The 23,697-nt window shown below is 59.8% G+C and carries 22 protein-coding genes; 8 read left to right on the top strand and 14 right to left on the bottom strand.

The window, feature by feature from the left end:
- Positions 1 to 165 precede the first annotated feature (165 nt).
- From ACIF4X_RS06805 to ACIF4X_RS06795, 3 genes are all read right to left on the bottom strand, one after another.
- The gene (locus ACIF4X_RS06805) at positions 166 to 1,497 is read right to left on the bottom strand and encodes an MFS transporter (RefSeq protein WP_397481486.1); all 1,332 of its coding nucleotides are present in this window, start codon (positions 1,495 to 1,497) and stop codon (positions 166 to 168) included.
- A 185-nt stretch (positions 1,498 to 1,682) separates the two neighbouring features.
- Positions 1,683 to 2,609 carry a hydroxymethylglutaryl-CoA lyase gene (locus ACIF4X_RS06800; protein ID WP_397481485.1) on the bottom strand — a complete coding sequence of 309 codons (927 nt, stop codon included), beginning with the start codon at positions 2,607 to 2,609 and terminating at the stop codon, positions 1,683 to 1,685.
- Positions 2,606 to 3,799 (bottom strand): CaiB/BaiF CoA transferase family protein, encoded by a 1,194-nt coding sequence (locus ACIF4X_RS06795; protein ID WP_397481484.1) that lies wholly within the window; start codon positions 3,797 to 3,799, stop codon positions 2,606 to 2,608. The genes ACIF4X_RS06800 and ACIF4X_RS06795 overlap by 4 nt, the downstream gene beginning before the upstream one ends.
- A gap of 379 nt (positions 3,800 to 4,178) precedes the next feature.
- On the opposite strand from ACIF4X_RS06795, the gene ACIF4X_RS06790 reads away from it, so the two are divergent.
- Together ACIF4X_RS06790 and ACIF4X_RS06785 are read left to right on the top strand one after the other, a co-directional pair.
- Complete coding sequence (locus ACIF4X_RS06790; protein ID WP_397481482.1) at positions 4,179 to 5,414, top strand: aminotransferase class I/II-fold pyridoxal phosphate-dependent enzyme; 1,236 nt, start codon at positions 4,179 to 4,181, stop codon at positions 5,412 to 5,414.
- 15 nt (positions 5,415 to 5,429) lie between these two features.
- Positions 5,430 to 6,596: an MFS transporter gene (locus ACIF4X_RS06785; protein WP_397481481.1), complete on the top strand. Its 1,167-nt coding sequence runs from the start codon at positions 5,430 to 5,432 to the stop codon at positions 6,594 to 6,596.
- Between the two features lie 42 nt (positions 6,597 to 6,638).
- Here ACIF4X_RS06785 and ACIF4X_RS06780 read toward each other — a convergent pair whose 3' ends face one another.
- Together ACIF4X_RS06780 and ACIF4X_RS06775 are read right to left on the bottom strand one after the other, a co-directional pair.
- The gene (locus ACIF4X_RS06780; RefSeq protein WP_397481480.1) at positions 6,639 to 7,550 is read right to left on the bottom strand and encodes a LysR family transcriptional regulator; all 912 of its coding nucleotides are present in this window, start codon (positions 7,548 to 7,550) and stop codon (positions 6,639 to 6,641) included.
- An 81-nt stretch (positions 7,551 to 7,631) separates the two neighbouring features.
- Positions 7,632 to 8,909, bottom strand: coding sequence for a hypothetical protein (locus ACIF4X_RS06775; RefSeq protein ID WP_397481479.1), 1,278 nt, complete (start codon positions 8,907 to 8,909; stop codon positions 7,632 to 7,634).
- Between the two features lie 220 nt (positions 8,910 to 9,129).
- On the opposite strand from ACIF4X_RS06775, the gene ACIF4X_RS06770 reads away from it, so the two are divergent.
- Positions 9,130 to 9,750: a hypothetical protein gene (locus ACIF4X_RS06770; protein ID WP_397481478.1), complete on the top strand. Its 621-nt coding sequence runs from the start codon at positions 9,130 to 9,132 to the stop codon at positions 9,748 to 9,750.
- Positions 9,751 to 9,779: 29 nt separating this feature from the next.
- Here ACIF4X_RS06770 and yiaY read toward each other — a convergent pair whose 3' ends face one another.
- A complete protein-coding gene (yiaY, locus tag ACIF4X_RS06765) occupies positions 9,780 to 10,928 on the bottom strand; it encodes an L-threonine dehydrogenase (RefSeq protein ID WP_397481477.1) in 1,149 nt (382 codons plus the stop codon).
- Positions 10,929 to 11,082: 154 nt separating this feature from the next.
- On the opposite strand from yiaY, the gene ACIF4X_RS06760 reads away from it, so the two are divergent.
- Entirely contained in the window at positions 11,083 to 12,102 is a 1,020-nt protein-coding gene (locus ACIF4X_RS06760) for a DUF4917 family protein (protein WP_397481476.1), read from the top strand.
- Between the two features lie 97 nt (positions 12,103 to 12,199).
- On the opposite strand, the gene ACIF4X_RS06755 is transcribed toward ACIF4X_RS06760, so the two are convergent.
- Positions 12,200 to 12,742: a helix-turn-helix domain-containing protein gene (locus ACIF4X_RS06755; protein ID WP_397481475.1), complete on the bottom strand. Its 543-nt coding sequence runs from the start codon at positions 12,740 to 12,742 to the stop codon at positions 12,200 to 12,202.
- 106 nt (positions 12,743 to 12,848) lie between these two features.
- Here ACIF4X_RS06755 and ACIF4X_RS06750 point away from each other — a divergent pair, with 106 nt between their 5' ends.
- Positions 12,849 to 13,631 (top strand): aldolase, encoded by a 783-nt coding sequence (locus tag ACIF4X_RS06750; protein ID WP_236429965.1) that lies wholly within the window; start codon positions 12,849 to 12,851, stop codon positions 13,629 to 13,631.
- Between the two features lie 22 nt (positions 13,632 to 13,653).
- A complete protein-coding gene (locus ACIF4X_RS06745) occupies positions 13,654 to 14,535 on the top strand; it encodes a dihydrodipicolinate synthase family protein (RefSeq protein ID WP_397481474.1) in 882 nt (293 codons plus the stop codon).
- A 138-nt stretch (positions 14,536 to 14,673) separates the two neighbouring features.
- Here the strand turns inward: ACIF4X_RS06745 and ACIF4X_RS06740 are convergent, their stop codons facing one another.
- From ACIF4X_RS06740 to ACIF4X_RS06730, 3 genes are all read right to left on the bottom strand, one after another.
- Positions 14,674 to 15,018 carry a YegP family protein gene (locus tag ACIF4X_RS06740; RefSeq protein WP_397481473.1) on the bottom strand — a complete coding sequence of 115 codons (345 nt, stop codon included), beginning with the start codon at positions 15,016 to 15,018 and terminating at the stop codon, positions 14,674 to 14,676.
- Between the two features lie 182 nt (positions 15,019 to 15,200).
- Positions 15,201 to 15,506 carry a ribbon-helix-helix domain-containing protein gene (locus tag ACIF4X_RS06735; RefSeq protein WP_016982789.1) on the bottom strand — a complete coding sequence of 102 codons (306 nt, stop codon included), beginning with the start codon at positions 15,504 to 15,506 and terminating at the stop codon, positions 15,201 to 15,203.
- A 13-nt stretch (positions 15,507 to 15,519) separates the two neighbouring features.
- Positions 15,520 to 16,101: a DJ-1/PfpI family protein gene (locus ACIF4X_RS06730; RefSeq protein ID WP_397481472.1), complete on the bottom strand. Its 582-nt coding sequence runs from the start codon at positions 16,099 to 16,101 to the stop codon at positions 15,520 to 15,522.
- A 273-nt stretch (positions 16,102 to 16,374) separates the two neighbouring features.
- On the opposite strand from ACIF4X_RS06730, the gene ACIF4X_RS06725 reads away from it, so the two are divergent.
- Positions 16,375 to 17,265 (top strand): DMT family transporter, encoded by an 891-nt coding sequence (locus ACIF4X_RS06725; protein ID WP_397481471.1) that lies wholly within the window; start codon positions 16,375 to 16,377, stop codon positions 17,263 to 17,265.
- A 90-nt stretch (positions 17,266 to 17,355) separates the two neighbouring features.
- On the opposite strand, the gene ACIF4X_RS06720 is transcribed toward ACIF4X_RS06725, so the two are convergent.
- The 4 genes from ACIF4X_RS06720 to ACIF4X_RS06705 form a co-directional block, all read right to left on the bottom strand.
- Positions 17,356 to 18,573 (bottom strand): class I SAM-dependent methyltransferase, encoded by a 1,218-nt coding sequence (locus ACIF4X_RS06720; protein WP_397481470.1) that lies wholly within the window; start codon positions 18,571 to 18,573, stop codon positions 17,356 to 17,358.
- A 310-nt stretch (positions 18,574 to 18,883) separates the two neighbouring features.
- Positions 18,884 to 19,501 (bottom strand): TPM domain-containing protein, encoded by a 618-nt coding sequence (locus ACIF4X_RS06715; protein WP_397481469.1) that lies wholly within the window; start codon positions 19,499 to 19,501, stop codon positions 18,884 to 18,886.
- A gap of 33 nt (positions 19,502 to 19,534) precedes the next feature.
- Complete coding sequence (locus tag ACIF4X_RS06710) at positions 19,535 to 20,290, bottom strand: TPM domain-containing protein (RefSeq protein WP_397481468.1); 756 nt, start codon at positions 20,288 to 20,290, stop codon at positions 19,535 to 19,537.
- Positions 20,291 to 20,407: 117 nt separating this feature from the next.
- Positions 20,408 to 21,016 (bottom strand): LemA family protein, encoded by a 609-nt coding sequence (locus ACIF4X_RS06705; protein ID WP_277760980.1) that lies wholly within the window; start codon positions 21,014 to 21,016, stop codon positions 20,408 to 20,410.
- A 261-nt stretch (positions 21,017 to 21,277) separates the two neighbouring features.
- Between ACIF4X_RS06705 and bglX the strand changes: the two genes are divergently transcribed.
- Positions 21,278 to 23,569, top strand: coding sequence for a beta-glucosidase BglX (gene bglX, locus ACIF4X_RS06700; protein ID WP_397481467.1), 2,292 nt, complete (start codon positions 21,278 to 21,280; stop codon positions 23,567 to 23,569).
- Positions 23,570 to 23,697 lie beyond the last annotated feature (128 nt).

Raw genomic sequence — 23,697 nt, 5'->3', positions numbered from 1 at the left:
TGGGCTGGCCGTTAGCTGATGTTATAAATCCACGATTTTCAGTGTCTGGAAGACAGTCTTCGCGAGCAGGCTCGCTCCCACAGGTGCCGAATTCCAACTGGAGAAATGCGATCACATGTGGGAGCGAGCCTGCTCGCGAAGGCGTCATTGCAGGCGCCGCAAATCTCAGAACTTATCGAGCGTGCGCAATTTCTGCGGCAAGCCCCATAACAGCAGCGCCGCCGCGATCAGCGCCGCCACGCCAATGACATAAAGCGCCGGCGTGGTGCTGCCGGTCAGATCCTTGATCCGCCCGACCATCACCGGGCTGACAATCCCGCCGAATTGTCCAAGGGTGTTGATCACCGCAATCCCGCCCGCCGCGCCAGCGCCCGCCCCGGCCAACAACTTCGGTGGTAGCGTCCAGAAGCTCGGAATCGAGGCAATGATCCCGGCGCCAAGCAAGCCAAGAGCAACGATCAAAAACGTGGTGTGGCTGGCGAAAATTCCCGCACTGAAAAAGCCGATCGCCCCGACAATGACCAGCCCGGCGACAAACTTGCGCCGCTCACCGGTCGCGTCCGACAAACGCCCGATCACCACCATGCTGATCGCCCCGCAAATGTACGGAATGGCCGTCAGCAGACCGATCATCACCGGACTCTCGGTGCCGGCACTGCGGATCAGTTGCGGCGCCCAGAAATTCAGACCGTAGGACGCCACCTGGATCAGAAAATAGATTAGCCCCAAGGTCAGAAAACCGGGAATCTTCAACGCCGCGAGCAGTGAGCCACCGCTCTTGTGCGGTTCATGCTGGGCGATGCGACTGGAGAGTAATTTCTTCTCGTCAGCCGTCAGCCAGTGCGCATCTTCGATGCGATCCTTGAGCAGCGTCAGCACCAGAAAACCGAGGCCGATACACGGTACACCGCCGAGCAGGAACAGCCAGTGCCAGCCGCGCATTTGCAGCACGCCGTCGAGGTGTTCCAGCACTAGCCCGGAGAACGGCGCGCCGACCAGACCGGCAAACGCCGAAGCGAGAAACAGCATCGAAGTGATGCGGCCACGGAAATGCTGCGGGAACCATAGCGTCAGGTAATACAAAACGCCCGGGGCAAATCCGGCCTCCATCGCACCGATCACAAAGCGCAGCGCGTAGAACTGCCATTCGCTGTTGACGAACACCATCGCTGCCGTCGCCACGCCCCACGACATCATGATTCGGGCAATCCAGCGTCGTGCGCCGACCTTGTACAGCATCATGTTGCTCGGCACTTCGAACAGCACGTAACCGACCACGAACAGCCCCGCGCCGAGGCCATAAGCGGTATCGCTCAGGCTCAGGTCGGTCTGCAACTGGAACTTGGCGAAGCTGATGTTGATGCGGTCGAAGAAGGCGAACAGGTAGCAGACCATGATCAGCGGCATCAGGCGCCAGGCGACCTTGCTGACCAGGGCTTTTTCGGCGTCGTGATCGACGGACGGACGGGCGCCCGCCTCCATTACATTGAGGCTCATAGCTTTTCTCCAGACGGACTGCCGGTGGGCGTCCGATTGTTTTTGTTGTCTGGTTACGACGCTCACTGTGGAGCGTTTTTGTGTGGGAGCTGGCTTGCCAGCGATGGCGTCAGATCAGTCGAAATCCACGTTGGATGTGACGCCCTCATCGCGGGCAAGCCCGCTCCCACAGGGAATAGCGGTGTTCAAGTGGGAATTGGGTGCAGGTCGCAGTTGCGCCCGGCCTTGGCCAGTTGGCCGGGGACTTCGTGGCCCAGTAGATCCGGCAAGCCACGCGAGAGTTTCAGCAGCAACGGCAAATCGATGCCGGTGTGAATACCGATCTCAGCGCACAGGTTTACCAGGTCTTCAGTGCAGATATTGCCCGACGCGCCCGGCGCGAACGGGCAGCCACCGAGACCACCGAGCGCCGCATCGAAACGCCGCGCGCCCGCCTCGTAAGCCGCCAGCACATTGCACAAACCCAGACCACGGGTGTTGTGAAAATGCAGGGTCAGATCCGCCGGCGAAACCCGCTGCAACACGCGCCGCACCAAGCGATCCACCTGTCGCGGATTGGCCATGCCGGTGGTGTCGGCGAGGGTGATGCCGGCAATGCCGAGCTCCTGATAAGCGTCGACGATTTGCAGCACGCGATCCTCGTCGATCTGGCCTTCGAACGGGCAACCGAACGTCGTCGCGATACTGCCATTGAGGCGCACGCCGGAGCCGCTGGCAAACGCCACAATCTCTGCAAACGCCGCCAGCGAATCCTCGCAACGCATGCGCATGTTGGCCAGGTTGTGCGTCTGGCTGGCGGACATCACCAGATTCAGTTCATCAGCACCCGCCGCCAATGCACGCTGCGCGCCTTTGAGGTTGGGAATCAGCGCGACGTAAATCACCCCCGGCTGGCGCTGAATACCGGTGAAGACTTGCTCGCCGTCCCGCAGCGCCGGGATGGCTTTCGGCGACACGAACGAACCGGCTTCGATACGGCTGAAACCGGCCAGCGACAGTTGATCGATCAGGGCGATCTTGTCAGTGGTTTCCACCCAGGTCGGCTCGATCTGCAAGCCGTCACGCGGCGAGACTTCCTGGACGACCAGGGTTTGCGAATAGTCGGTGATCATTGCACCACCCCTTGGCTTTTCAGGCGTTCGATGTCGAGTTCAGTCAGGCCGAGGCCGACGAGAATGCCGTCAGTGTGCTGGCCGAGTCTGGGCCCCGACCAATTCACAGCGCCGGGGGTTTCCGAAAGTTTCGGCACGATGCCGGGCATCTTTACTGTCGCGCCGCCGGGTAATTCGGCATTGAGCAACATGTCCCGCGCCTGGTAGTGCGGATCGGCCACGATGTCGGCCACCGAATAAATGCGCCCGGCCGGCACTTCAGCCGCTTCCAGCACGGCAAGCACGTCGTTGATCGGCAAACTGCTGGTCCAGTGAGTGATGGCGGCGTCGAGCAAACCGCTCTTGGCGGCGCGTCCGTCGTTGTGAGCGAATTCTTCGGCGTCAGCCAGATCATCGCGGCCAATGGTGTGCATCAGCCGTTTGTAAATCGGGTCACTGTTGCCGGCGATCACCACATAGGCGCCGTCAGCTGTCAGATAGGTATTGGAGGGAGCAATGCCCGGTAACGCGCCGCCGCTGCGTTCGCGGACATGACCGAGCATGTCGTATTCCGGCACCAGACTTTCCATGACGTTGAACACGCTTTCCGCCAGTGAAACGTCGACGATTTGCCCACCGCCCTGCCCGGTCTTGACCCGCAGCAGCGCCATCAGCGCGCCGATGACCGCGTGCAACGACGCCAGCGAATCACCCAGGCTGACACCCACCCGCGCCGGAGGCGAACCCGGGGTTCCGGTGGTGTAGCGAATGCCGCCCATCGCTTCGCCGATCGCGCCGAAGCCGGGACGGTCGCGGTATGGGCCGGTCTGCCCGTAGCCGGAAATCCGTACAAGGGTGAGATTGGGGTTCAGCGCGTGAAGTACATCCCAGCCGAGGCCAAGTTTCTCCAGCGCGCCGGGGCGCAGGTTTTCGATGATGACGTCAGCGTCGCTGGCCAGTTGCTTGACCAGTTCAATGCCTTCGGCAGATTTCAGGTTGAGCGCCAGGGATTTCTTGTTGCGTGATTGCAGGTACCACCACAGCGACGTGCCTTCGTGCAGCTTGCGCCATTTGCGCAACGGGTCGCCCTGACCCATGGCTTCGATCTTGATCACCTCGGCGCCGAACTCGGCGAGCATGCGCGCAGCGAACGGCGCGGCGATCAGCGTGCCGATCTCGATCACTTTGATCGCACTCAGGGGGGCAGTCATCGTGGGGTACCTCTTGTTCTTGGAATAGGCGGCCAAGGCTAGAGGAACGATGATCGGGCAATCCAGCCGTCTCTCGGCAATGGGCGTTCGCCAAATGCGAACGCTTGGGTGAGATTTCGTTGAGTTCAGGTCAGCCATCCGCCTGTTGGGCTCGCCGATCGGGGTTGTTCCGGTGTCGGCAGGATTGCTCGATTTTCGCCCAAGTCAGAAAGGTGATTACTCGACAGATTTTCGTCGCTTCGCCCTACAAACAAAACTCCGTCGCCTCTCAGGATTCGCGGAAACAGCCGATTTTTGCCGGACTTTTCGCTCTGTAAAGTCTGGCAACACACACAAATTGCAACACCCCATGGATCGCTACGCTCAAGGAATGTCGCCTGTGAATCTTCCGTTGCCCACGCCCAATCTGTATTCCAACTTCCGCAAAATCATCGCCCTGGCCGACCACGATTGGGACATCGCCGAACAGGGCAAAGTCGCCGGCCTCAATGTCGAAGTGAAGAGCCCCAACCACCTGCTTGATCAGTATGGACGTGAATTCCATCATTTCTGCACGACCTCATACCTTGGTCTCGACCATCACCCTGCATTGCTCGAAGGCGCCATCACCGCGTTACGCGAAACCGGCAGCCTGCGCGTCGCCAACTCGAAAAACCGCTGCAAACTGGCGATTCTCGAGCAATACGAGAGCGAATTGTCGCAACTGTTCGACGCCGTCTGCCTGAGCACCTTGTCTTGCAGCGCCGCCAGCGCTGGAATCCTGCCATTGCTGGCCAGCGGCATCTTCACCGAAGGCCGGCCACCGGTAATGGTGTTTGACCGTCACGCGCATTATTCGATGAGTCATTTGAAGGCCGCGTGTGCCGATGAAACCCTCGTGGTGACTGCGCCGCACAACGACATGGATTTCCTCGAACGCGTCTGCCAGCGACACGACCGCGTGGCGTATGTCGCTGACGGCGCGTACAGCATGGGCGGCGCCGCCAACATGGAAGGTCTGCTGTACTTGAAGGATCGCTACGGGTTGTTTCTTTATCTGGATGATTCCCACGCGTTGTCCGCTGTCGGTCAGCAGGGCGCCGGCCTCGTCCGGCCACGGGTGGCGGCGCTGGAGGACGACTGCCTGATTGTCGCGTCACTGGCCAAGTCGTTTGGCGCCAGCGGCGGGTTGGTGATGCTGGGCAACGGACGACAGAAAACGCTTGTTCAGCGCTACGGTGGGCCAAGCAACTGGTCGCAGAGTCTCAACTGCGCGGCGATCGGTGCCGGCAGAGCATCGATCCGCCTGCATCGCAGCGCCGAGTTCGCCACGCTGCAAAGCAATCTTCAGGCTAATATCCGCCTCTTCGACAGCCTGATCAGCACCGATCAGTGCCACAGCAACATGGCCATTCGGTTGATCAAATGCGGAAAGGCTACCGTGGCCAATCGTATTGCCAGTGAATTGGCCGAACAGGGATTCTTCACCAGCGCGGTATTTTTCCCGGTGGTCGCTCAAGGCAAGGCAGCCATACGTATTACGCTGCGCGCAGACATGCAGCCGGCGCTGATTCAGCGCTTCTGTGAAAGGGTCAACGGGCTGTTGCGCACTCACCGTTGCGATTTCGACGACTGAAAACAGGGACGAGCCATGAACGCCAGCGTCACCCTCCTGATCACTTGCAGCACGGTTTTTCTCGCCCAGTTGGGCATGAGTATTTATTTGCCGGCGTTGCCGGAGATCGCCCTATACCTGGGTGCGGAACCTGCACAGGTGTCGTGGGGGTTGTCGCTGTACCTGATAGGCATGGCGTTGCCGATGTTGTTCTGGGGCAGTCTGGCCCAGCGCATCGGACGCAAACCGGTGTTATTGGCGGCGTTGGTCATTTACGGGTTGGCCAATCTGGCGTTGCCGCCGGGTTCGACGCTTGAATCGTTTTTGCTGCTGCGACTGATGCAAGGTATCGGTGCCAGCGGTATTTCGGTGATGGCGCGGGTGCTGATCCGTGACAGCTTTCGCGGCGATCTGCTGGCCAAGGCGTTGTCGTGGATTTCCATTTCGTTCGTGGTGGCGCTGGGCATCGGCCAATATATGGGCTCGCTGATCGAGGCGACGCTGGGCTGGCAGGCGATCTTCTATCTGCTCGGCGTGACGTGCCTGTTGATGGCGCTGATGGTGGCGCGAGTCACTTTTCCAGCGATGGCTGAAGAACCGGCCAGCGCCTCATCGTGGTCGGCTTATCGGCAAATTCTGTTGCACCGGGCGTTTCTGCTGCCGGCGCTGGCCGGTGGCTTGGGCTATGGCGTGATCATCGCATTCAACACTGCGGCGCCACTTATTTTGCAGGGGACATTCGCTTGGTCGTCGGTGGATTACGGACTGCTCGGCTGGCCAATCAGCGCTGCCTATTTTCTCGGCGCGCTGGCGGTCAATCACTTCGTGCTGCGTACCGGTCAGGCAGGGTTGATGACTGTCGGCGCAAGTTTGGTATTGGCTGGTAGCAGCGTGATGTTGCTGGGCAGTCTGACGGCCAACTCCATCGCATTACTGTTTTGGCTGCCGTATTGCGTGGCCGTGTTCGGCCAATCGTTGAACTACCCGATCAGCCTGTCCCGTGCCAACGATGGCGCGCCGATTGCCGGAGCTTATGCGATGGCGCTGAGCGGGTTCACTCATCAATTGATGGCGGCGATCATTGGCGCGATGGCCAGTCTGATCGCCAGTCCACAAGCCTGGCGCTTGTCGCTGCTGTGTACGTTGCTCGCTGTCGGCGCGATGCTCTGCGTGCGGTTTGCGCCGATGGGCGACAAGCGTTAGAAAGCATTGCGCAAAATATCCTCAATCAGATCGCCGAGAATCTCAGGAGCCCTGCCCACGCAAATGCTCAAACAGCATCCGACTCACCGGCGACAACCCCGCCTCCTCCCGCACCACCACGATCAACGCGCGATCCGACCAGTCATCGGTCAACGGCACCGCGTGCAACCCCAATGCCTGGCCAAACAATTCATAAGCACGCTGCGGCAAAATACCGATGCCCATGTTGGCCTGGACCATCCGGCACACCGCATCGAACCCCGGCACATGAATGCGAATGCGCAGAACCTTGCCGGCCTGACGAGCCGCAGCATGCGTGCGCATGTTGATCGAACTGGCCGCGTGCAAACCGACGTAATCACTGTCCAGGGTTTCGGCGAACGCCACCGATTCACGCGCGGCCAACGGATGCTCCGGCAGCATCACCACCACCAGTTTGTCCTGACGGTACAACACGCTGTGCAGACCTTTGGTGTCGCTGTCGTTGGAGCAGATGCCGAGATCCGCCACGCCATCGAGCACACCCTGAATCACCCCGGCGCTGGGCCGTTCTTCAAGATCGGTCTTGACCTGCGGATGCTGCGCGGAGAAGTCGCGCAAGTCTTCGGGAAGAAACTGAATGATCGCCGAAAGGTTCGCCAGCATGCGCACATAACCGCGCACGCCGTGGCTGTGCTCGCCGAGTTCCAGGCCCATTTTCTCGACGTTGAACAGCATCTGCCGGGCATGGTGCAGCAAGGTTTCCCCGGCCGGCGTCAGGGTCATGCCTTTGGCCTGACGCACGAACAGGCTGATCCCGAGCGCCTCTTCCAGCTCCATCAGCCGCTTGCTCGCCGCCGACACCGCGATGGCTTCACGCGAGGCCGCGCGGGTCAGCGTGCCCTCTTCGTGCACGGCGACAAACAGTTGCAGGGTGATCAGGTCGAGGCGGCGGATCAGGCTTTTTTGCAGCATGGAGGGCTCGCTGACTGGGTTCGTCCGAGTCGGCAGGATAGCCCGGATTTCAATCACGTCGACACTGTGATTACCCCGCCGTCAGTTCGCTGCCGTCAACAATCGCACCAGGTGAGCCGCTTCATTTCTCTGCCCCAGCAGCAACACGGACGAACCCTGCAGACAGGCATCCCGTGCAATCCACTCGATACCGGCGGCGCCCTCGACATCAAATGCAGGATCCGCGGCACCATCGACCAAAAAGCCCCCCGTGAGTAACCGTCGGGGGCCGTCCGAGGTCTGTCCGACCGTGACGATTCGCGGGCCGGGAGAGTCATTCAGCACGAACCCTGCGCTCCAGCTTTTCAGATCCAGTGGCTGCGCGGCTGCGGTAATGACGGGTGTCCCGCGGTTGAACGCTGGATCAGTCTTGCCAGTGAGATCGATCCCGCTGATGAAGCCATGCTGACGTTTCTCCCCGGCGGACGACTCGACGGCAGATCCGATCAACAACAAGCGCTGCGCCGATTGCACAACGATACGATTCACCGAGGTTTCAAGCGGTACGCCGGCATTGTGCAGATTGAGCAGCAGCGTGCCTTTCGCGCCGAACGAGTCAGCAACCTGCCCGGAACGGTCATAAGCCATGACCAGCCCCTGATTGGTCACTTCTGTCTTGCCATGGACAAGAATCTGTCCATCGCTTGACTGTGTGACCCCGTGCAACGTGATCGCCACACCGGAAAGCGTCACGTGAATCCAGCCTTTGCCAGCAAACGCCGGGTCATCCTTGCCATCCAGAAAGAAACGCGTCAACAACCCGCTGCCCCCTTGAGAGGTGACGAAAAGCAATCTGTCCGGCATCGTTATCGCTGGGGTGGATTGCGCCAATATCAAGCGACCGCCCGTGGCATAGTCGAGCGCAGGAATACGCGTCGGCACGACTCGGTAGCCAGTCTGCCCATCACCAAACTCGGGATCGAGCGTACCGTCGGGTTTGAATCGAGCGATGATTTGCTTGAGCTTGCCCTCGGTGTCTGCAAGCACTGCGCTCATCCAGAATGCACCGCTCGCATCGACAACCAGATTCCCGCCTTGTGATAACCGACCCTTGGCAAACTGGCCGCTCAGGTACCCGCTCTGGCCGAAGCCGGTGTCGAGAAGACCGTCATGGAGCAGTCGTGCAAGGCCGTAATGCGAGGCCCCCGAGGCATCGATGACGGTCGCACTGACCATGATCCGCCCCGAGGGCAGCACTGCGACACTTTTGCCGATGGTTTTGCGCGCGGCAGGAAACTGCAGCGTTTGCAGGCCCGAATGGGCGAACGTCTGATCCGGCTCACCGGCTGATTGTGCTTTGCGTGCATTGGCTTTAGGCATGTTCGTGTGCTCCTTGAGAGATCGGAGTCGCCCCCCGTTGTCAGAGCATTCGATCCGAAGCAACCACGCCGGACAACTGACAGAAATGACAGTTTTTTAGAAGAAAACGAAATTACCGACCAAGCGAATGAAGCTAAAAAACTGGTAGTTTTTACAGGTTCGGAAGGAATCACGTCATGCCAACCTCTCGATTCAAATTCAGCCTGAAACGAGAAGAGCAATGAGTCCTTTAGAAAAGTCCAATCCCCCACCTGCCCCGCCGACCATCACGCTCCCTGAAGAGGGAAGTACAACGGGGGTCGCAACACTGTTGCTTGGCAGCGGTATACCGGATGCTCTGGTGCAGGTATGGAGCATTGAATATGGGAATGCGCTCGGGGGAGGAAAGGTCAGCGCAAATGGACGATGGGCGTTCAGCATCGGCGGCGCCCAGTCTACGGGTGAGCAAGGGATTCACGCGCGCCAGACGTGGGAAGGCGTCCCTTCAGAATGGAGTGCGGAGCGCAGGTATACCGTGGTACTGCGGCCGGAAATCAACGTCCCGGTAGTTTTCGAACCAGAGGAGGGAGAACAGGTAAATACGCTTCCGTTCTTTTCCGGAGACGTCACACAAGCTGAAGGCTTCGTTAACATTATCGATCTGGACACCAACAAGGTGATTGCCAAAGCCGACGTCGACACCCTCAAACGATGGCGTGCTCAGGTTACAAAACCCTTAGCTCCCGGACTGCACCGGACATCCGCCATTCACAACATCGACGGGAAGGTGTCTGACTGGGGCCGTGTTCGAACGTTTACGGTGACCGCTAAAGGCAAGGGCAAAGGCAAAGGCAAAACCTGACCGTCAAGAAATTACCACTGCCGTGCCGCTCAAAACGCATTGCGAAAAATCTCCTCGATCTGGCGCTGGTCCGCCGCCCGTGGATTGGTCAAACCGCAGGCGTCTTTCAACGCATTGCTCGCGAGCAGCGGAATGTCGCTGAGCCTGGCGCCGAGTTCGCGCAGGCCACCGGGAATCTCGACGTCTTTGGCCAGACAGCGGATTGCAGTAATCGCCGCCTGAGCGCCCTCTTCTGCGCTGAAACCGCGAATATCCGCGCCCATGGCGTGGGCGACATCAGTCAGCCGATCGGCACACACCAGCGCATTGAACGTCTGCACGTGGGGCAGTAGCACCGCGTTGCACACGCCATGGGGCAAGTCATAGAAACCACCCAACTGATGCGCCATCGCATGCACATACCCGAGGGAAGCGTTGTTGAAGGCCATGCCGGCAAGGAACTGCGCATAAGCCATGTTCTCCCGCGCGGCGAGGTCGCTGCCGTCGCGTACTGCCAGGCGAAGGTTGTTGCTGATCAGGGTCATGGCTTTCAGCGCACAGGCGTCGGTAATCGGGTTGGCAGCGGTCGAGACGTAGGCTTCGATGGCGTGGGTCAGCGCGTCCATGCCGGTGGCGGCGGTCAGACCTTTGGGCATGGCAACCATCAGCTCCGGGTCGTTGACCGACAGCAGCGGCGTGACGTTGCGGTCGACGATGGCCATTTTCACGTGGCGCGATTCGTCAGTGATGATGCAAAAACGGGTCATCTCGCTGGCGGTACCAGCGGTGGTGTTGATCGCTATCAGCGGCAGTTGCGGCTTGCTCGATTGATCGACGCCTTCGTAATCGCGAATCTGCCCACCGTTGGTCGCGCACAAGGCAATGCCTTTGGCGCAGTCGTGCGGCGAACCACCGCCCAGCGACACGACGAAATCGCAGCGACTTTCCTTGAGCAGCCCCAGCCCCGACTCGACGTTGGCGATGCTCGGGTTCGGTTTGGCGCCGTCGAAAATCACCGAATCGATGTCCTGCATCGCCAGTTTCTCGGCGATCATGGTGGCCACGCCAGCCTTGGCCAGGCCTGAGTCAGTGACGATCAGTGCCTTGCGGAAACCGTAGTTGCGGATCGCGACCATGGCTTCGTCGAGGCAGCCGTTGCCCATGATGTTGACCGCCGGAATGAAAAAGGTACTGCTCATCGTACGTCTCCTGACTGGGGCCGAATCGACTGCGCCGATCCGGCGGATGCACACAGGATCGACCGATCGGTCACGGCGGATGTTGATCTGGCTCAATGCCCGCTCGTGATAAAGTCGCCGCCCATCAGCCCTTTGTTTTGAGACCGCCTACGCAATGACCGATTTTCTCGATGTCGACGCCACCCTCGAAGACTGGAACGTCCTGTGCACCGCGACCGACTTCAGTGGCTTGCTGGTGGGCAACGGGGCCAGCCGCGCGGTCTGGGACGACTTCGGCTATGACTCGCTGTTCGAGAACGCCCGCACCGTCGAAGAAAAACCGCTGAGTGCGTCGGAACTGGCAGTGTTCGACGCGATGCAGACGCGCAGTTTCGAGCAGGTCCTCGGCGCGCTGAAAACCACCAGTCGGGTCAACAAGGCACTGGCCGTCAGCTCGGCGGCGCCGCGCAATCGCTATTACGCGATCAAGGAAGCGCTGATCAACACCGTGCACGCGGTGCACATTCCATGGCGACTGGTGAAGTCATCGACGCTGACGGTGTTGAATGAAGAGTTGGCGCGCTATCGCACGGTGTTCACCACCAATTACGACCTGCTCAACTACTGGGCACTGCAACACAACAGCGAGGCCATCGATGATCTGTTCAACGGTCCGAATGCCAGTTTCGACCTGAGCGAAAGTGCCACTGAAAAAACGCGTTTGCTGTACCTGCACGGTGGTCTGCATCTGGTACGCAATCAGGACGGCACCGCACGCAAACTGACGTCAACCGAGGGCACGCTGCTCGGCAGCTTCGCCATCAACAACACGATCAAGACGCTGGATGACGTGCCGCTGTTCGTCACCGAAGGGCCGAGTGCGGACAAGCTCAAGACCATCCGCAGCTCGGATTATCTGTCGTTCTGTTATCAGCAGTTGCTGGGGCATGGCGGCAGTCTGTGCATCTTTGGTCATGCGTTGGGTGAGCAGGATGCGCACATCGTTCGGGCGCTGCGCCTGGCGAAACCGGCGACGGTGGCGATCTCGATTTATCCGCGCAGTGCAGCTTTTGTTCAGCATCAGAAGCGCCATTACGCGCAGGTGTTCGAGGGCACAGGGGTTGAGTTGCGGTTTTTTGATGCGAAGAGCCATGCGCTCGGTAGCCCCAAATTGTCGGTGCCGGTCGAGGTTTGAAGCAAGATCAAAAGATCGCAGCCTTCGGCAGCTCCTACAGTTGGAATGCGTTCCCCTGTAGGAGCTGCCGAAGGCTGCGATCTTTTGATTTCAGGGTTCAATCCTCAGCGCTGTGCACCACCACCAGCAACTGCGCCTGCACATCCCCCACCGATCTGATCCGGTGCGGTTTCTGCGCATTGAAGTGCAGCGCATCGCCGCGTTCCAGCAACACTTTCTCGCTCATGAAATCCACTTCGACCTGCCCTTCATGGACGAACAAAAACTCCTCGCCCAAGTGCTCCTTGAAGGTCTTGTCGCTGAACTCTTTTGGCGGGTAGATGATGAACGGCAGCAGGTTTCGCTCGCTGACCTGATGCGCGAGCACGGCATATCCCGGACTCTGGTCATTGGCCGCCAATGACTGGCGCTCATGGCTGCGCACCAGGCTGTAGCTGTCGAGGCTGACGTTGTCTTCGGAGAACAACTCTTCGACTTTGACGTTCAGCGCTTTCGCCAGTTTCAACGCGGCAGCAATCGACGGGGTGTTCAGCCCGCGCTCGACTTTGGACAGATAACTCTTGGTCATGCCGGATTTTTCGGCCAGCGCCTCAAGGGTTACGCCAAGTTTTTTTCTCAACAATTTCAAACGGATAGACATGCGCGGCGGTTATTCCAGCAAGGGAGCGACGATTTGTGCTTGCCAATGACACTTTGTGTCATATAGCCTCTTTAGTGTCATCTGCAATCACCCAAAGGACACAGACATGGCCAAGACATTAGCACTACCCAAAGACCAACTGGTCAAGCAAGCGCTGATCCAGATGCAAAAAAGCCTGGCGGATAATACGTGGACGGACCGGCAAAAGCTGGCCCTGACGTGCCGGATTCTGTTCGAGAACGGCCACGACTCCGGTCTCGCCGGCCAGATCACCGCTCGTGGCCCGCAGCCCGGCACCTATTACACTCAGCAACTGGGCCTGGGTTTCGACGAAATCACCGCGAGCAATCTGTTGCTGGTCAACGAGGATCTGGAAGTCCTCGAAGGTCACGGCATGGCCAACCCGGCCAACCGTTTCCATAGCTGGGTGTACCGCGCTCGCCCGGATGTGAACTGCATCATCCACACCCACCCGACCCACGTGGCTGCGTTGTCGATGCTCGAAGTACCGCTGCAGATTTCCCACATGGACCTGTGCCCGCTGTACGACGACTGCGCGTTTCTCGAGGGTTGGCCGGGCGTGCCAGTCGGTAACGAAGAAGGCGAACTGATTGCCGGTGCGCTGGGCGACAAACGCGCGATCCTGCTTTCGCACCACGGTCAGCTGTCGACCGGCACGACGATTGAAGAGGCGTGTGTCATCGCCCAACTGATCGAACGCGCGGCCAAGCTGCAACTGCTGGCGATGGCCGCCGGCACGATCAAGCCGATCATCCCGGAACTGGGCCGCGAGGCGCATGACTGGATCGCCAAGCCGAAACGCCACGCCGCCGCCTTCAACTACTACGCCCGGCAGAACCTGCGTCAACACGCCGATTGTCTGAACTGAACCCTGCTACGGAGAGATTCCCATGTCCATTATTCACGGCATCATCGGCTACACCATCACCCCGTTCGGCGCCAACGGCGAAGGGCTGGATCTACCCGCCCTGGGCCAATCGATCGATCGTTTGATCGACAGCGGCGTCCACGCTATTGCCCCACTGGGCAGCACCGGCGAAGGCGCTTACCTGAGCGATGCGGAGTGGGATCAAGTCGCTGAATTCAGCATCAAGCAGGTGGCCAAACGCGTACCGACCATCGTCAGCGTATCCGACCTGACCACCGCCAAAGCCGTGCGCCGCGCACGTTTTGCTGAAGCCCACGGCGCCGATGTGGTCATGGTGCTGCCGGCCTCGTACTGGAAACTCAGCGAAGCGGAAATCCTCGCCCACTACCGCGCCATCGGCGAGAGCATCGGCGTGCCGATCATGCTCTACAACAACCCGGCCACCAGCGGCACAGACATGTCCGTAGATTTGATTCTGCGCATCGTCAATGCCGTTGAAAACGTGACCATGGTCAAGGAGAGTACCGGCGACATCCAGCGCATGCACAAGCTGCAATTGCTCGGCGAAGGTCAGGTGCCGTTCTACAACGGCTGCAATCCGCTGGCGCTGGAAGCGTTTGCTGCCGGGGCGAAAGGCTGGTGCACGGCGGCGCCGAACTTGATTCCACAACTGAATCTGGACTTGTACGAGGCCGCCATGGCCGGCGATCTGGATCGCGCGCGGGATTTGTTTTACCGCCAGTTGCCGCTGCTGGATTTCATCCTCAAGGGTGGTCTGCCGGCGACGATCAAGGCGGGGTTGCGGCAGACCGGGCTTGAATCGGGCGATCCGCGCTTGCCGGTGTTCCCATTGAGTGAGGCGGGCCAGACTCAGCTGCAAACGATCCTGAAAACCCTGCGCTGATCCACTGACAACGCAAAAACCTGTGGGAGCTGGCTTGTCAGCGATGGCGGTGGATCATTCAACATCGATGCTGAATGAAATGGCCTCATCGCTGGCAAGCCAACTCCCACAGGAATGGTGGTGGATTTGAAAGCGGGTTTAGAGAACCGGCAAGGTCTTGTCCTTGATCACTTTGCTCGGACCGTTCGCCTTGACGCTGGCAATGCCCTTGTCGCACGCCGCCTCCGATGAATATGCCTCACTGTTACCGATGATCTGATGATTGGCCGCTTTCAGGTTGAAGTACGGATGGCCGTCCTTCGTCGACTTTTTCTCGTAGCGTTCATCCAGCGGGCTGTTGACCTGCACCGAGGCAATCCCGCCGTCGGCGGCTGCGCGAGTGGTGTACAACTCGCTGGTCAGAATCGTTTCGGCATTCGCCGCTTTCAAGACGAACCTGAACTGGCCGTTGCTGCTTTTACTGATTTCGTACCATCCGGACATGCTCGTTTCTCCTTGGCGATTGAGAGATTTCGCGCCTGTGAGTAAAGACCAGCCCCAGCCTTCTGTCGCCTGTACCCGCCCCTTCGCGAGCAGGCTCGCTCCCACTTTCGACCGAGTTCTCCAATGAAAATGCGGTCACATGTGGGAGCTGGCTTGCCAGCGATGGGTCAACCCGGTCAGGCCTATTTCACCACCGCCCGCACCACCGACAACTCCGGCGCACTCACCCGCCGCTGACTCAGATACCGCGTACAACTCACCCGCAAGAACGACGCAAAATTCACCACTTCCCCGCGATAATCCATCACCTCTTCATACAGCTTGGCGATCAGTTGGTTGGTGGTCATGCCGTCGACCTCGGCAATCTCGCTGAGAATGTCCCAGAACTGATTCTCCAGGCGCAACGTCGTCACCACGCCGCAGATGCGCAGCGAGCGCGAGCGTGATTCGTAGAGAATCGGGTCAGCCTTGACGTAGAGCTCGCACATCGGCGGATCCTCGTTACAGGGTGATTTTGGTGCCGAGCAAGCCGAGGAAACCGGCCAGCCAGTTCGGATGCGCCGGCCAGGCAGGCGCCGTGGCCAGATTGCCTTGAACGTGGCCGTCCGTCACCGGGATATCGATGTACGTACCGCCCGCCAGGCGCACTTCCGGGGCGCAGGCCGGATAGGCGCTGCATTCGCGCCCCTCAAGTACACCCGCCGCCGCCAGCAATTGCGCACCGTGGCAAACCGCAGCAATCGGTTTGCCGGCCTTGTCGAAGGCGCGCACCAGATCGAGGACTTTTTCGTTGAGGCGCAGGTATTCCGGGGCGCGTCCGCCAGGGATCAACAGCGCGTCGTAGTCCGTCTCTTTGGCTTTGGCGAAGTCGAAGTTGAGGGCGAACAGGTGACCGGGCTTTTCGCTGTAGGTCTGGTCGCCTTCGAAGTCATGGATCGCCGTGCGCACGGTTTGACCGGCAGCCTTGTCCGGGCATACGGCGTGGACGTTGTGACCAACCATTTGCAGGGCCTGGAACGGCACCATCACTTCGTAGTCTTCGACGTAATCGCCGACCAGCATCAGGATCTTTTTCGCGGCCATGGGGAGGACTCCTCTGGAAATTGCCTGGGACTACTCAAGGTAGACCTTATCCAGCGGCTCGGGTAACAACCGGCTACTACCTGAGACCGTGTCATCGTTCTTCGCGAGCAAGCTCGCTCCCACATTTGGAATGCATTCTCCTGTGGGAGCGAGCTTGCTCGCGAAGGGGCCGTGAAACTGTACGCCTAAGTCTGTGCCTAGCTGTAACAGCCCGAACCACCCGGTTTATGGCTTGATGAAGGTCATTCCCAACCACTCATTCCGGTTCCCATCATGTCCTCGCGCGAAAACACCGGCATGGCCCTCGGCCTGCTCGGCGTGGTGATCTTCAGCCTCACCCTGCCCTTCACCCGCATTGTGGTGCAGGAACTGCATCCACTGCTCAACGGTTTGGGCCGCGCACTGTTCGCGGCAATTCCGGCGGCGTTGCTTCTGTTATGGCGCCGCGAGAAGTGGCCAACGTGGCAGCAGGTCAAAGGTCTGAGTCTGGTGATCGCCGGGGTAATTCTGGGTTTTCCGGTGTTGTCGGCGTGGGCCATGCAAACCTTGCCAGCGTCCCACGGTGCACTGGTCAACGGCTTGCAACCATTGTGCGTGGCGCTGTATGCCGCGTGGTTGTCCCACGAGCGCCCGTCAAAAGCCTTCTGGGCCTGCGCCGCCCTCGGCAGTGCGTTGGTGCTCGGGTATGCGCTGTACACCGGGGCCGGCAGTATTCAAGCGGGGGATTTACTGATGCTCGGCGCGATTGCCGTCGGTGGCCTGGGTTACGCCGAAGGTGGCCGGTTGGCCAAGGAGATGGGCGGCTGGCAGGTGATCTGCTGGGCGCTGGTGTTGTCGACGCCGCTGTTGATCGGGCCTGTGCTGTATCTCGCGCTTCAGCATCAGGGGGCGGTGTCGGCGAAGACCTGGTGGGCGTTTGGTTATGTGGCGTTGTTTTCGCAGTTTCTCGGGTTCTTTGCGTGGTACGCCGGGCTGGCCATGGGCGGGATTTCCCGGGTCAGTCAGGTCCAATTGCTGCAGATTTTCTTCACCATCGCGTTTTCGGCGTTGTTCTTTGGTGAACATGTCGAGCCGATTACCTGGGTGTTTGCCTGCGGGGTAATTGCGACTGTCATGCTCGGCCGTAAAACCGCTGTGCAACCGGCCCGCATAGCCACCACATAAACTGTAGGAGCTGCGGCACGCTGCGATCTTTTGACTGTGTTGTTCAAGATCAAAAGATCGCAGCGTGCCGCAGCTCCTACAGGGACCGAGTCAGGCGAGATAGCCGTCCGCGCGCAGCAAGGTTTCCAGGCAGTGCTCGCTGATGTTGTAGAAATCCTTCAACTCCTGAATTTTCACCAACAACTGTGCCGAATCCACCGGCTCGGCGCGTTTCACCGCCAGAATCATCTTGTTCTTGTTGGTGTGATCCAGGGAGATGAACTCAAACACCTTGGTCTCGTAACCACACGCCTCAAGGAACAATGCGCGCAGACTGTCGGTGACCATTTCCGCCTGCTGGCCGAGGTGCAAACCGTATTGCAGCATCGGTTTGAGCAACGCCGGGCTCTGGATCTGCAGGCGGATCTGTTTGTGGCAGCACGGCGAGCACATGATGATCGACGCGCCCGAGCGGATGCCAGTGTGAATCGCGTAATCGGTGGCGATGTCGCAGGCATGCAGGGCGATCATCACGTCCAGCTCGCTCGGCGCCACGCTGCGCACGTCACCACACTTGAACACCAGTCCCGGATGATCGAGTTTTGCCGCCGCGGCGTTGCACAGGTTGACCATCTCTTCCCGCAGCTCGACGCCGGTGACTTCGCCCTCGGCTTTCAAAGTGTTGCGCAGGTAATCGTGAATGGCGAACGTCAGATAGCCCTTGCCCGAACCGAAATCCGCCACGCGCACCGGTTTGTCCAGCGCCAGCGGCGATGAGGTCAGGGCGTGGCTGAATACTTCGATGAACTTGTTGATCTGCTTCCACTTGCGCGACATCGCCGGAATCAGCTCGTTTTGGGCATTGGTCACGCCCAGGTCCTTGAGGAACGGCCGACTCAATTCGAGGAAGCGATTTTTCTCGCGGTTGTGCTCAGCGGACGGCGCTTCGCGCAATTGCTGAGGTTTGCTCTTGAACAACGAACTCTTGCCCTTTTTGCTGTATTCGAGCTGGGCTTCGTCAGTTACCGCGAGTAAATGCGCATTCTTGAACGAGGCCGGCAGCAGCGCGGCAATCGCCGCTACACCGTCGACCAAGGGCAGGTTTTTGGTGATGTCGCGAGTCTTGTAGCGATAGACGAACGACAGATTCGGCTGCGCCTTGACCGTCACCGGCTTGATGATGACCCGCTGCAGATCCGCCTCTTCACCGACGTATTTGGCCAACACCAGTTTGATGAAGCCGTTCTGTTCGAGGCTGGCTTGCAGCAGCTCGATGAACTGGGCGTGGTGATCAGGCGCGGGCTTGGTGGCAGGAGCAGTAACGGGCATGGAAAAGCGGCCTCGGACGGGCGAAATCGGGAGTGGCGGGTATTTTAGGGGGGATGGGGGTTGGGGACACGCTCTTATTTACCCAACGGTTGTCAGAAGCGCCCTCTCCCTAGCCCTCTCCCGGAGGGAGAGGGGACTGATTGGGGGATATTGACGAGATACACCGACTTGAACGATTTGCCTTGAATCCATAATCGACACGGTTTTTCAGGTCGATGTCGAGCGCAGAACACCTCGGTCGGCCCCCTCTCCCTCCGGGAGAGGGCTGGGGTGAGGGTATGGCCCTCAAGCCGAATAAAAAATCTGCAACCTACCCCAAAACCACCAACCGATTCGGCAACTCATTCCTCACCTGTGTCACCGGCACATGCACCTTCAGCAATTCCCCGCACGCCTCGATACACGTGACAAACCCCTCAAGCGTGCGCCCCTGCCTGACCTGCTCGGTAAACGCCGCAACAATCCCATCCCAGGTTTTATTGTCCAGCCGTCTGGAAATCCCCTCATCCACCAGAATCTCCACATACCGCTCCGCCTCGCAGACAAAAATCAGCATCCCCGTGCTGCCCACCGTGTGATGCAGGTTCTGCTCCAGAAACTGCCGCCGCGCCAGGTTCGAGGCGCGCCAGTGCCGCACATGACGCGGGATCAGGTGGGAGGTGACTTTGGGCAATCGAAACAGCAGGCACAGCACGACAAAACTGATCCACTGCACCAACAGCAGGCTGTGCATGGTCAGCCACCCGGTCAGGTAGTGCACGACGCCCGGCACCACCAAAGCCAACAGGCTCGCCCACAACAACGGGATGTACGCATAGTCATCGGCGCGGGCGGCCAGCACCGTCACCAGTTCGGCGTCGGTGTCGCGCTCGACTCGCGCAATCGCCTCGGCGACCTTGCGTTGTTCGTGTTCGGTCAGTAATGCCATGTTGAAAAGTGCCTGCTCATTATTCTTCTGATTTCACCAGCCGCCGGACGAACCACCGCCGCCGAAACTGCCCCCGCCGCCGCTGAAGCCTCCACCTCCACCGCCGCCGCCAAAACCGCCACCACCGCCAAAGCCGCCCCCTCCTCCGGAGCCACCCCGGCCGGCAGGCAGGATACCGAGCATCTGGCAGACAAACACCGCCAGGATGAACAACATCACCAAAAACACGAACAATCCCGGATGCCGCGAGATGAAATCATCGGACGGATCACCGCTGGATTCATAGACCGTCGACGGCTCATCCAGCGGATTGCCACCCAGCACCACCAGTATCGCCGCGACGCCGTCGCTGATGCCTTTGCTGAAATTACCGGCCTTGAAGGCGGGCGTAATGACTTGATGGATGATCACTGAAGTCTGCGCGTCGGTCAGCCGGTCTTCGAGGCCATAACCGACTTCGATGCGCAGTTTGCGCTCGTCACGGGCAACGATCAGCAGCGCACCGTTGTTCTTGTCCTTTTGACCGATGGCCCAATGTCGTCCGATCTGAACGCCGAAGTCCTCAATGGTGGTGCCTTGCAAATCCGGCACGGTAACCACGACCAATTGCTCGCCAGTGGCCTGCTCGTGGGCCTGCAACTGCTGGCTCAGTTGCGCGCGCACCGACGGCTCGATCATCTGCGCTTCGTCCACCACCCGCCCGCTCAGCGCCGGGAACGTCAACTCGGCCCGGGCGCTGACGGCGAACAGCCATAGCATCAGCACCAGGCCCATTTTCAACACGCGCATCTATTACCCCCACCGTCCCCTGTAGGAGCTGCCGAAGGCTGCGATCTTTTGATCTTGTTTTTTACAAACCAACGTCAAAAGATCGCAGCCTTCGGCAGCTCCTACACAGGTGTGTTTTCAGAATTTAACCTGGGGTGCCTTATCGGCATCCGGCGTGGTGGCTTCGAAGGTTTCGCGGATCGGCAGGTCGCTGTACATCACGCTGTGCCAGAGGCGACCGGGGAAGGTGCGGATTTCGGTGTTGTATTTCTGCACCGCCAGAATGAAATCGCGACGCGCCACGGCGATGCGGTTTTCCGTGCCCTCAAGTTGCGATTGCAGGGCGAGGAAGTTCTGGTTGGCTTTCAGATCCGGATAACGCTCGGAGACCACCATCAACCGGCTCAATGCGCCGGTCAGTTGGTCCTGCGCCTGCTGGAACTGCTTGAGCTTCTCGGGATTGTCGAGGGTGCTGGCATCCACCTGAATCGACGTGGCTTTCGCCCGGGCCTCGATCACTGCCGTCAGGGTTTCCTCCTCATGCTTGGCGTAACCCTTCACCGTTTCCACCAGATTGGGGATCAGGTCAGCGCGGCGCTGGTACTGGTTCTGCACCTGGCCCCACGCGGCTTTGGCCTGTTCGTCGAGGGTCGGGATATTGTTGATGCCGCACGCGGTCAACAGCGTCGCCAGCACCAGCAGTGTGGCGACCTGCAGACGTGAGCGATAGGTTGGACTTGCATTCATCGCAGTGATGCTCCTTGGCACATATCATTATAAAAACCGAGCGCGAAACATTCTCAGAGGGCTCTTGGGGCATAATCGGCCGCGTCGCTGGATTACGACGGGGCAATGGGCTAAAAAGTGCCCTGCGTGATCATGCTGCCAAGTGTCGGCTGCCGTTTTTGGCTCTGTTTCTTTGAGCCTGTACCCGAACAACAATAGTCGCTCCCTAAATTTTGGCTGGCCGGCGTTGCATTGCCGCTTGGGCCCTTGAGAAAAATATTCATGAAGAAGCTGTGTTTGCTGGGTTTGTTCGTCAGCCTGGCCAGTCATCAAGTATTGGCCGCCACGACCCCGGTACCCCTGGAAAACAAGGACGCGTTCATCAGCAACCTGATGAACCAGATGACCCTCGATGAAAAGATCGGCCAGTTGCGCCTGATCAGCATCGGCCCGGAAATGCCCCGCGAGCTGATCCGCAAGGAAATCGCCGCCGGCAACATCGGCGGCACGTTCAACTCGATCACCCGCCCGGAAAACCGTCCGATGCAGGACGCTGCCATGCGCAGCCGTCTGAAGATTCCGATGTTTTTCGCGTACGACGTGATCCACGGTCACCGTACGATTTTCCCGATTCCGCTGGCCCTCGCCTCGAGCTGGGACATGGACGCCATCGACCAGTCCGGTCGCGTTGCCGCCAAGGAAGCCGCCGCCGACAGCCTCGACATCACCTTCGCGCCGATGGTCGACATCTCCCGCGACCCGCGCTGGGGCCGCAGCTCCGAAGGGTTCGGTGAAGACACCTACCTGACCTCGCGCATTGCCGGGGTCATGGTGCGTGCCTATCAGGGCGCCACCCCGAGCGCGGCCGACAGCATCATGGCCAGCGTCAAGCACTTCGCTCTGTACGGCGCGGTCGAGGGCGGTCGCGACTACAACACCGTCGACATGAGTCCGGTGAAGATGTATCAGGATTACCTGCCGCCGTACCGCGCCGCGATCGATGCCGGCGCCGGCGGTGTGATGGTCGCGTTGAACTCGATCAACGGCATTCCGGCCACGGCCAACACCTGGCTGATGAACGATTTGCTGCGCCGCGACTGGGGCTTCAAAGGCCTGGCGGTCAGCGACCACGGTGCGATCTTCGAACTGATCAAACACGGCGTCGCCCGTGATGGTCGTGAAGCGGCGAAACTGGCGATCAAGGCCGGCATCGACATGAGCATGAACGACACCCTGTACGGCAAAGAGCTGCCGGGGCTGCTCAAGTCCGGCGAGATCGAACAGAAAGACATCGACAACGCCGTGCGCGAAGTCCTCGCCGCCAAGTACGACATGGGCCTGTTCAAGGACCCGTACCTGCGTATCGGCAAGGCTGAAGACGATCCGGCCGACACCTACGCCGAAAGCCGTCTGCACCGCGCCGAGGCCCGCGAAGTCGCGCGCCGCAGCCTGGTGCTGCTGAAGAACCAGAACGAAACCCTGCCGCTGAAGAAAGACGCGAAAGTCGCGCTGGTCGGTCCGTTGGCCAAGGCACCGATCGACATGATGGGCAGCTGGGCGGCGGCGGGTAAACCGGCGCAATCGGTGACCCTGTTCGACGGCATGAGCTCGGTGATCGGCGACAAGGCGAACCTGATCTACGCCCGTGGCGCCAACATCACCAGCGACAAGAAGGTCCTCGACTACCTGAACTTCCTCAACTTCGATGCGCCGGAAGTGGTCGATGATCCGCGCCCGGCCAACGTGCTGATCGACGAAGCAGTCAAAGCCGCCAAGGACGCTGACGTGATCGTTGCAGCCGTGGGCGAGTCCCGTGGCATGTCCCACGAATCCTCCAGCCGTACCGACCTGAACATCCCGGAAAGCCAGCGCGAGCTGATCCGTGCGCTGAAAGCCACCGGCAAACCGCTGGTGCTGGTGTTGATGAACGGCCGCCCGTTGACCATTCTCGAAGAGAACCAGTCGGCTGACGCGATTCTGGAAACCTGGTTCAGCGGCACCGAAGGCGGCAATGCCATCGCCGACGTGCTGTTCGGCGACTACAACCCGTCGGGCAAACTGCCGGTGACCTTCCCGCGTTCCGTGGGCCAGATCCCGACGTACTACAACCACCTGAGCATTGGCCGGCCGTTCACGCCGGGCAAACCGGGCAACTACACCTCGCAGTATTTCGATGACACCACGGGGCCGCTGTTTCCGTTCGGTTATGGCCTGAGCTACACCCAATTCGCCTTGAGCGATATGGCGCTGTCGTCGACCACGCTGAACGCTACGGGCAAGCTCGACGCCAGCGTCATGGTGAAAAACACCGGCAAGCGTGACGGCGAAACCGTGGTGCAGTTGTACATTCAGGACGTCACCGGTTCGATGATCCGTCCGGTGAAAGAACTGAAGAACTTCCAGAAAATAATGCTCAAGGCTGGCGAGCAGAAAGTCGTGCACTTCACCATCAGCGAGGATGACCTGAAGTTCTACAATGCCCAGCTCAAATACGCGGCAGAGCCGGGCAAGTTCAACGTGCAGATCGGCCTGGATTCGCAGGACGTGACGCAGCAGAGTTTTGAGTTGCTGTAACGAACGCCGCAGTCCCCTCCCTGATCGTTCCCACGCTCCGCGTGGGAATGCCTCAAGGGACGCTCCGCGTCCGGTGACGCGGAGCGTCACGGGCTGCATTTCCACGCAGAGCGTGGGAACGATCAACG

Source organism: Pseudomonas sp. NPDC085632 (genome assembly GCF_044541255.1).
Taxonomy (GTDB): domain Bacteria; phylum Pseudomonadota; class Gammaproteobacteria; order Pseudomonadales; family Pseudomonadaceae; genus Aquipseudomonas.
This window is presented reverse-complemented; position numbering and strand designations above follow the sequence as displayed.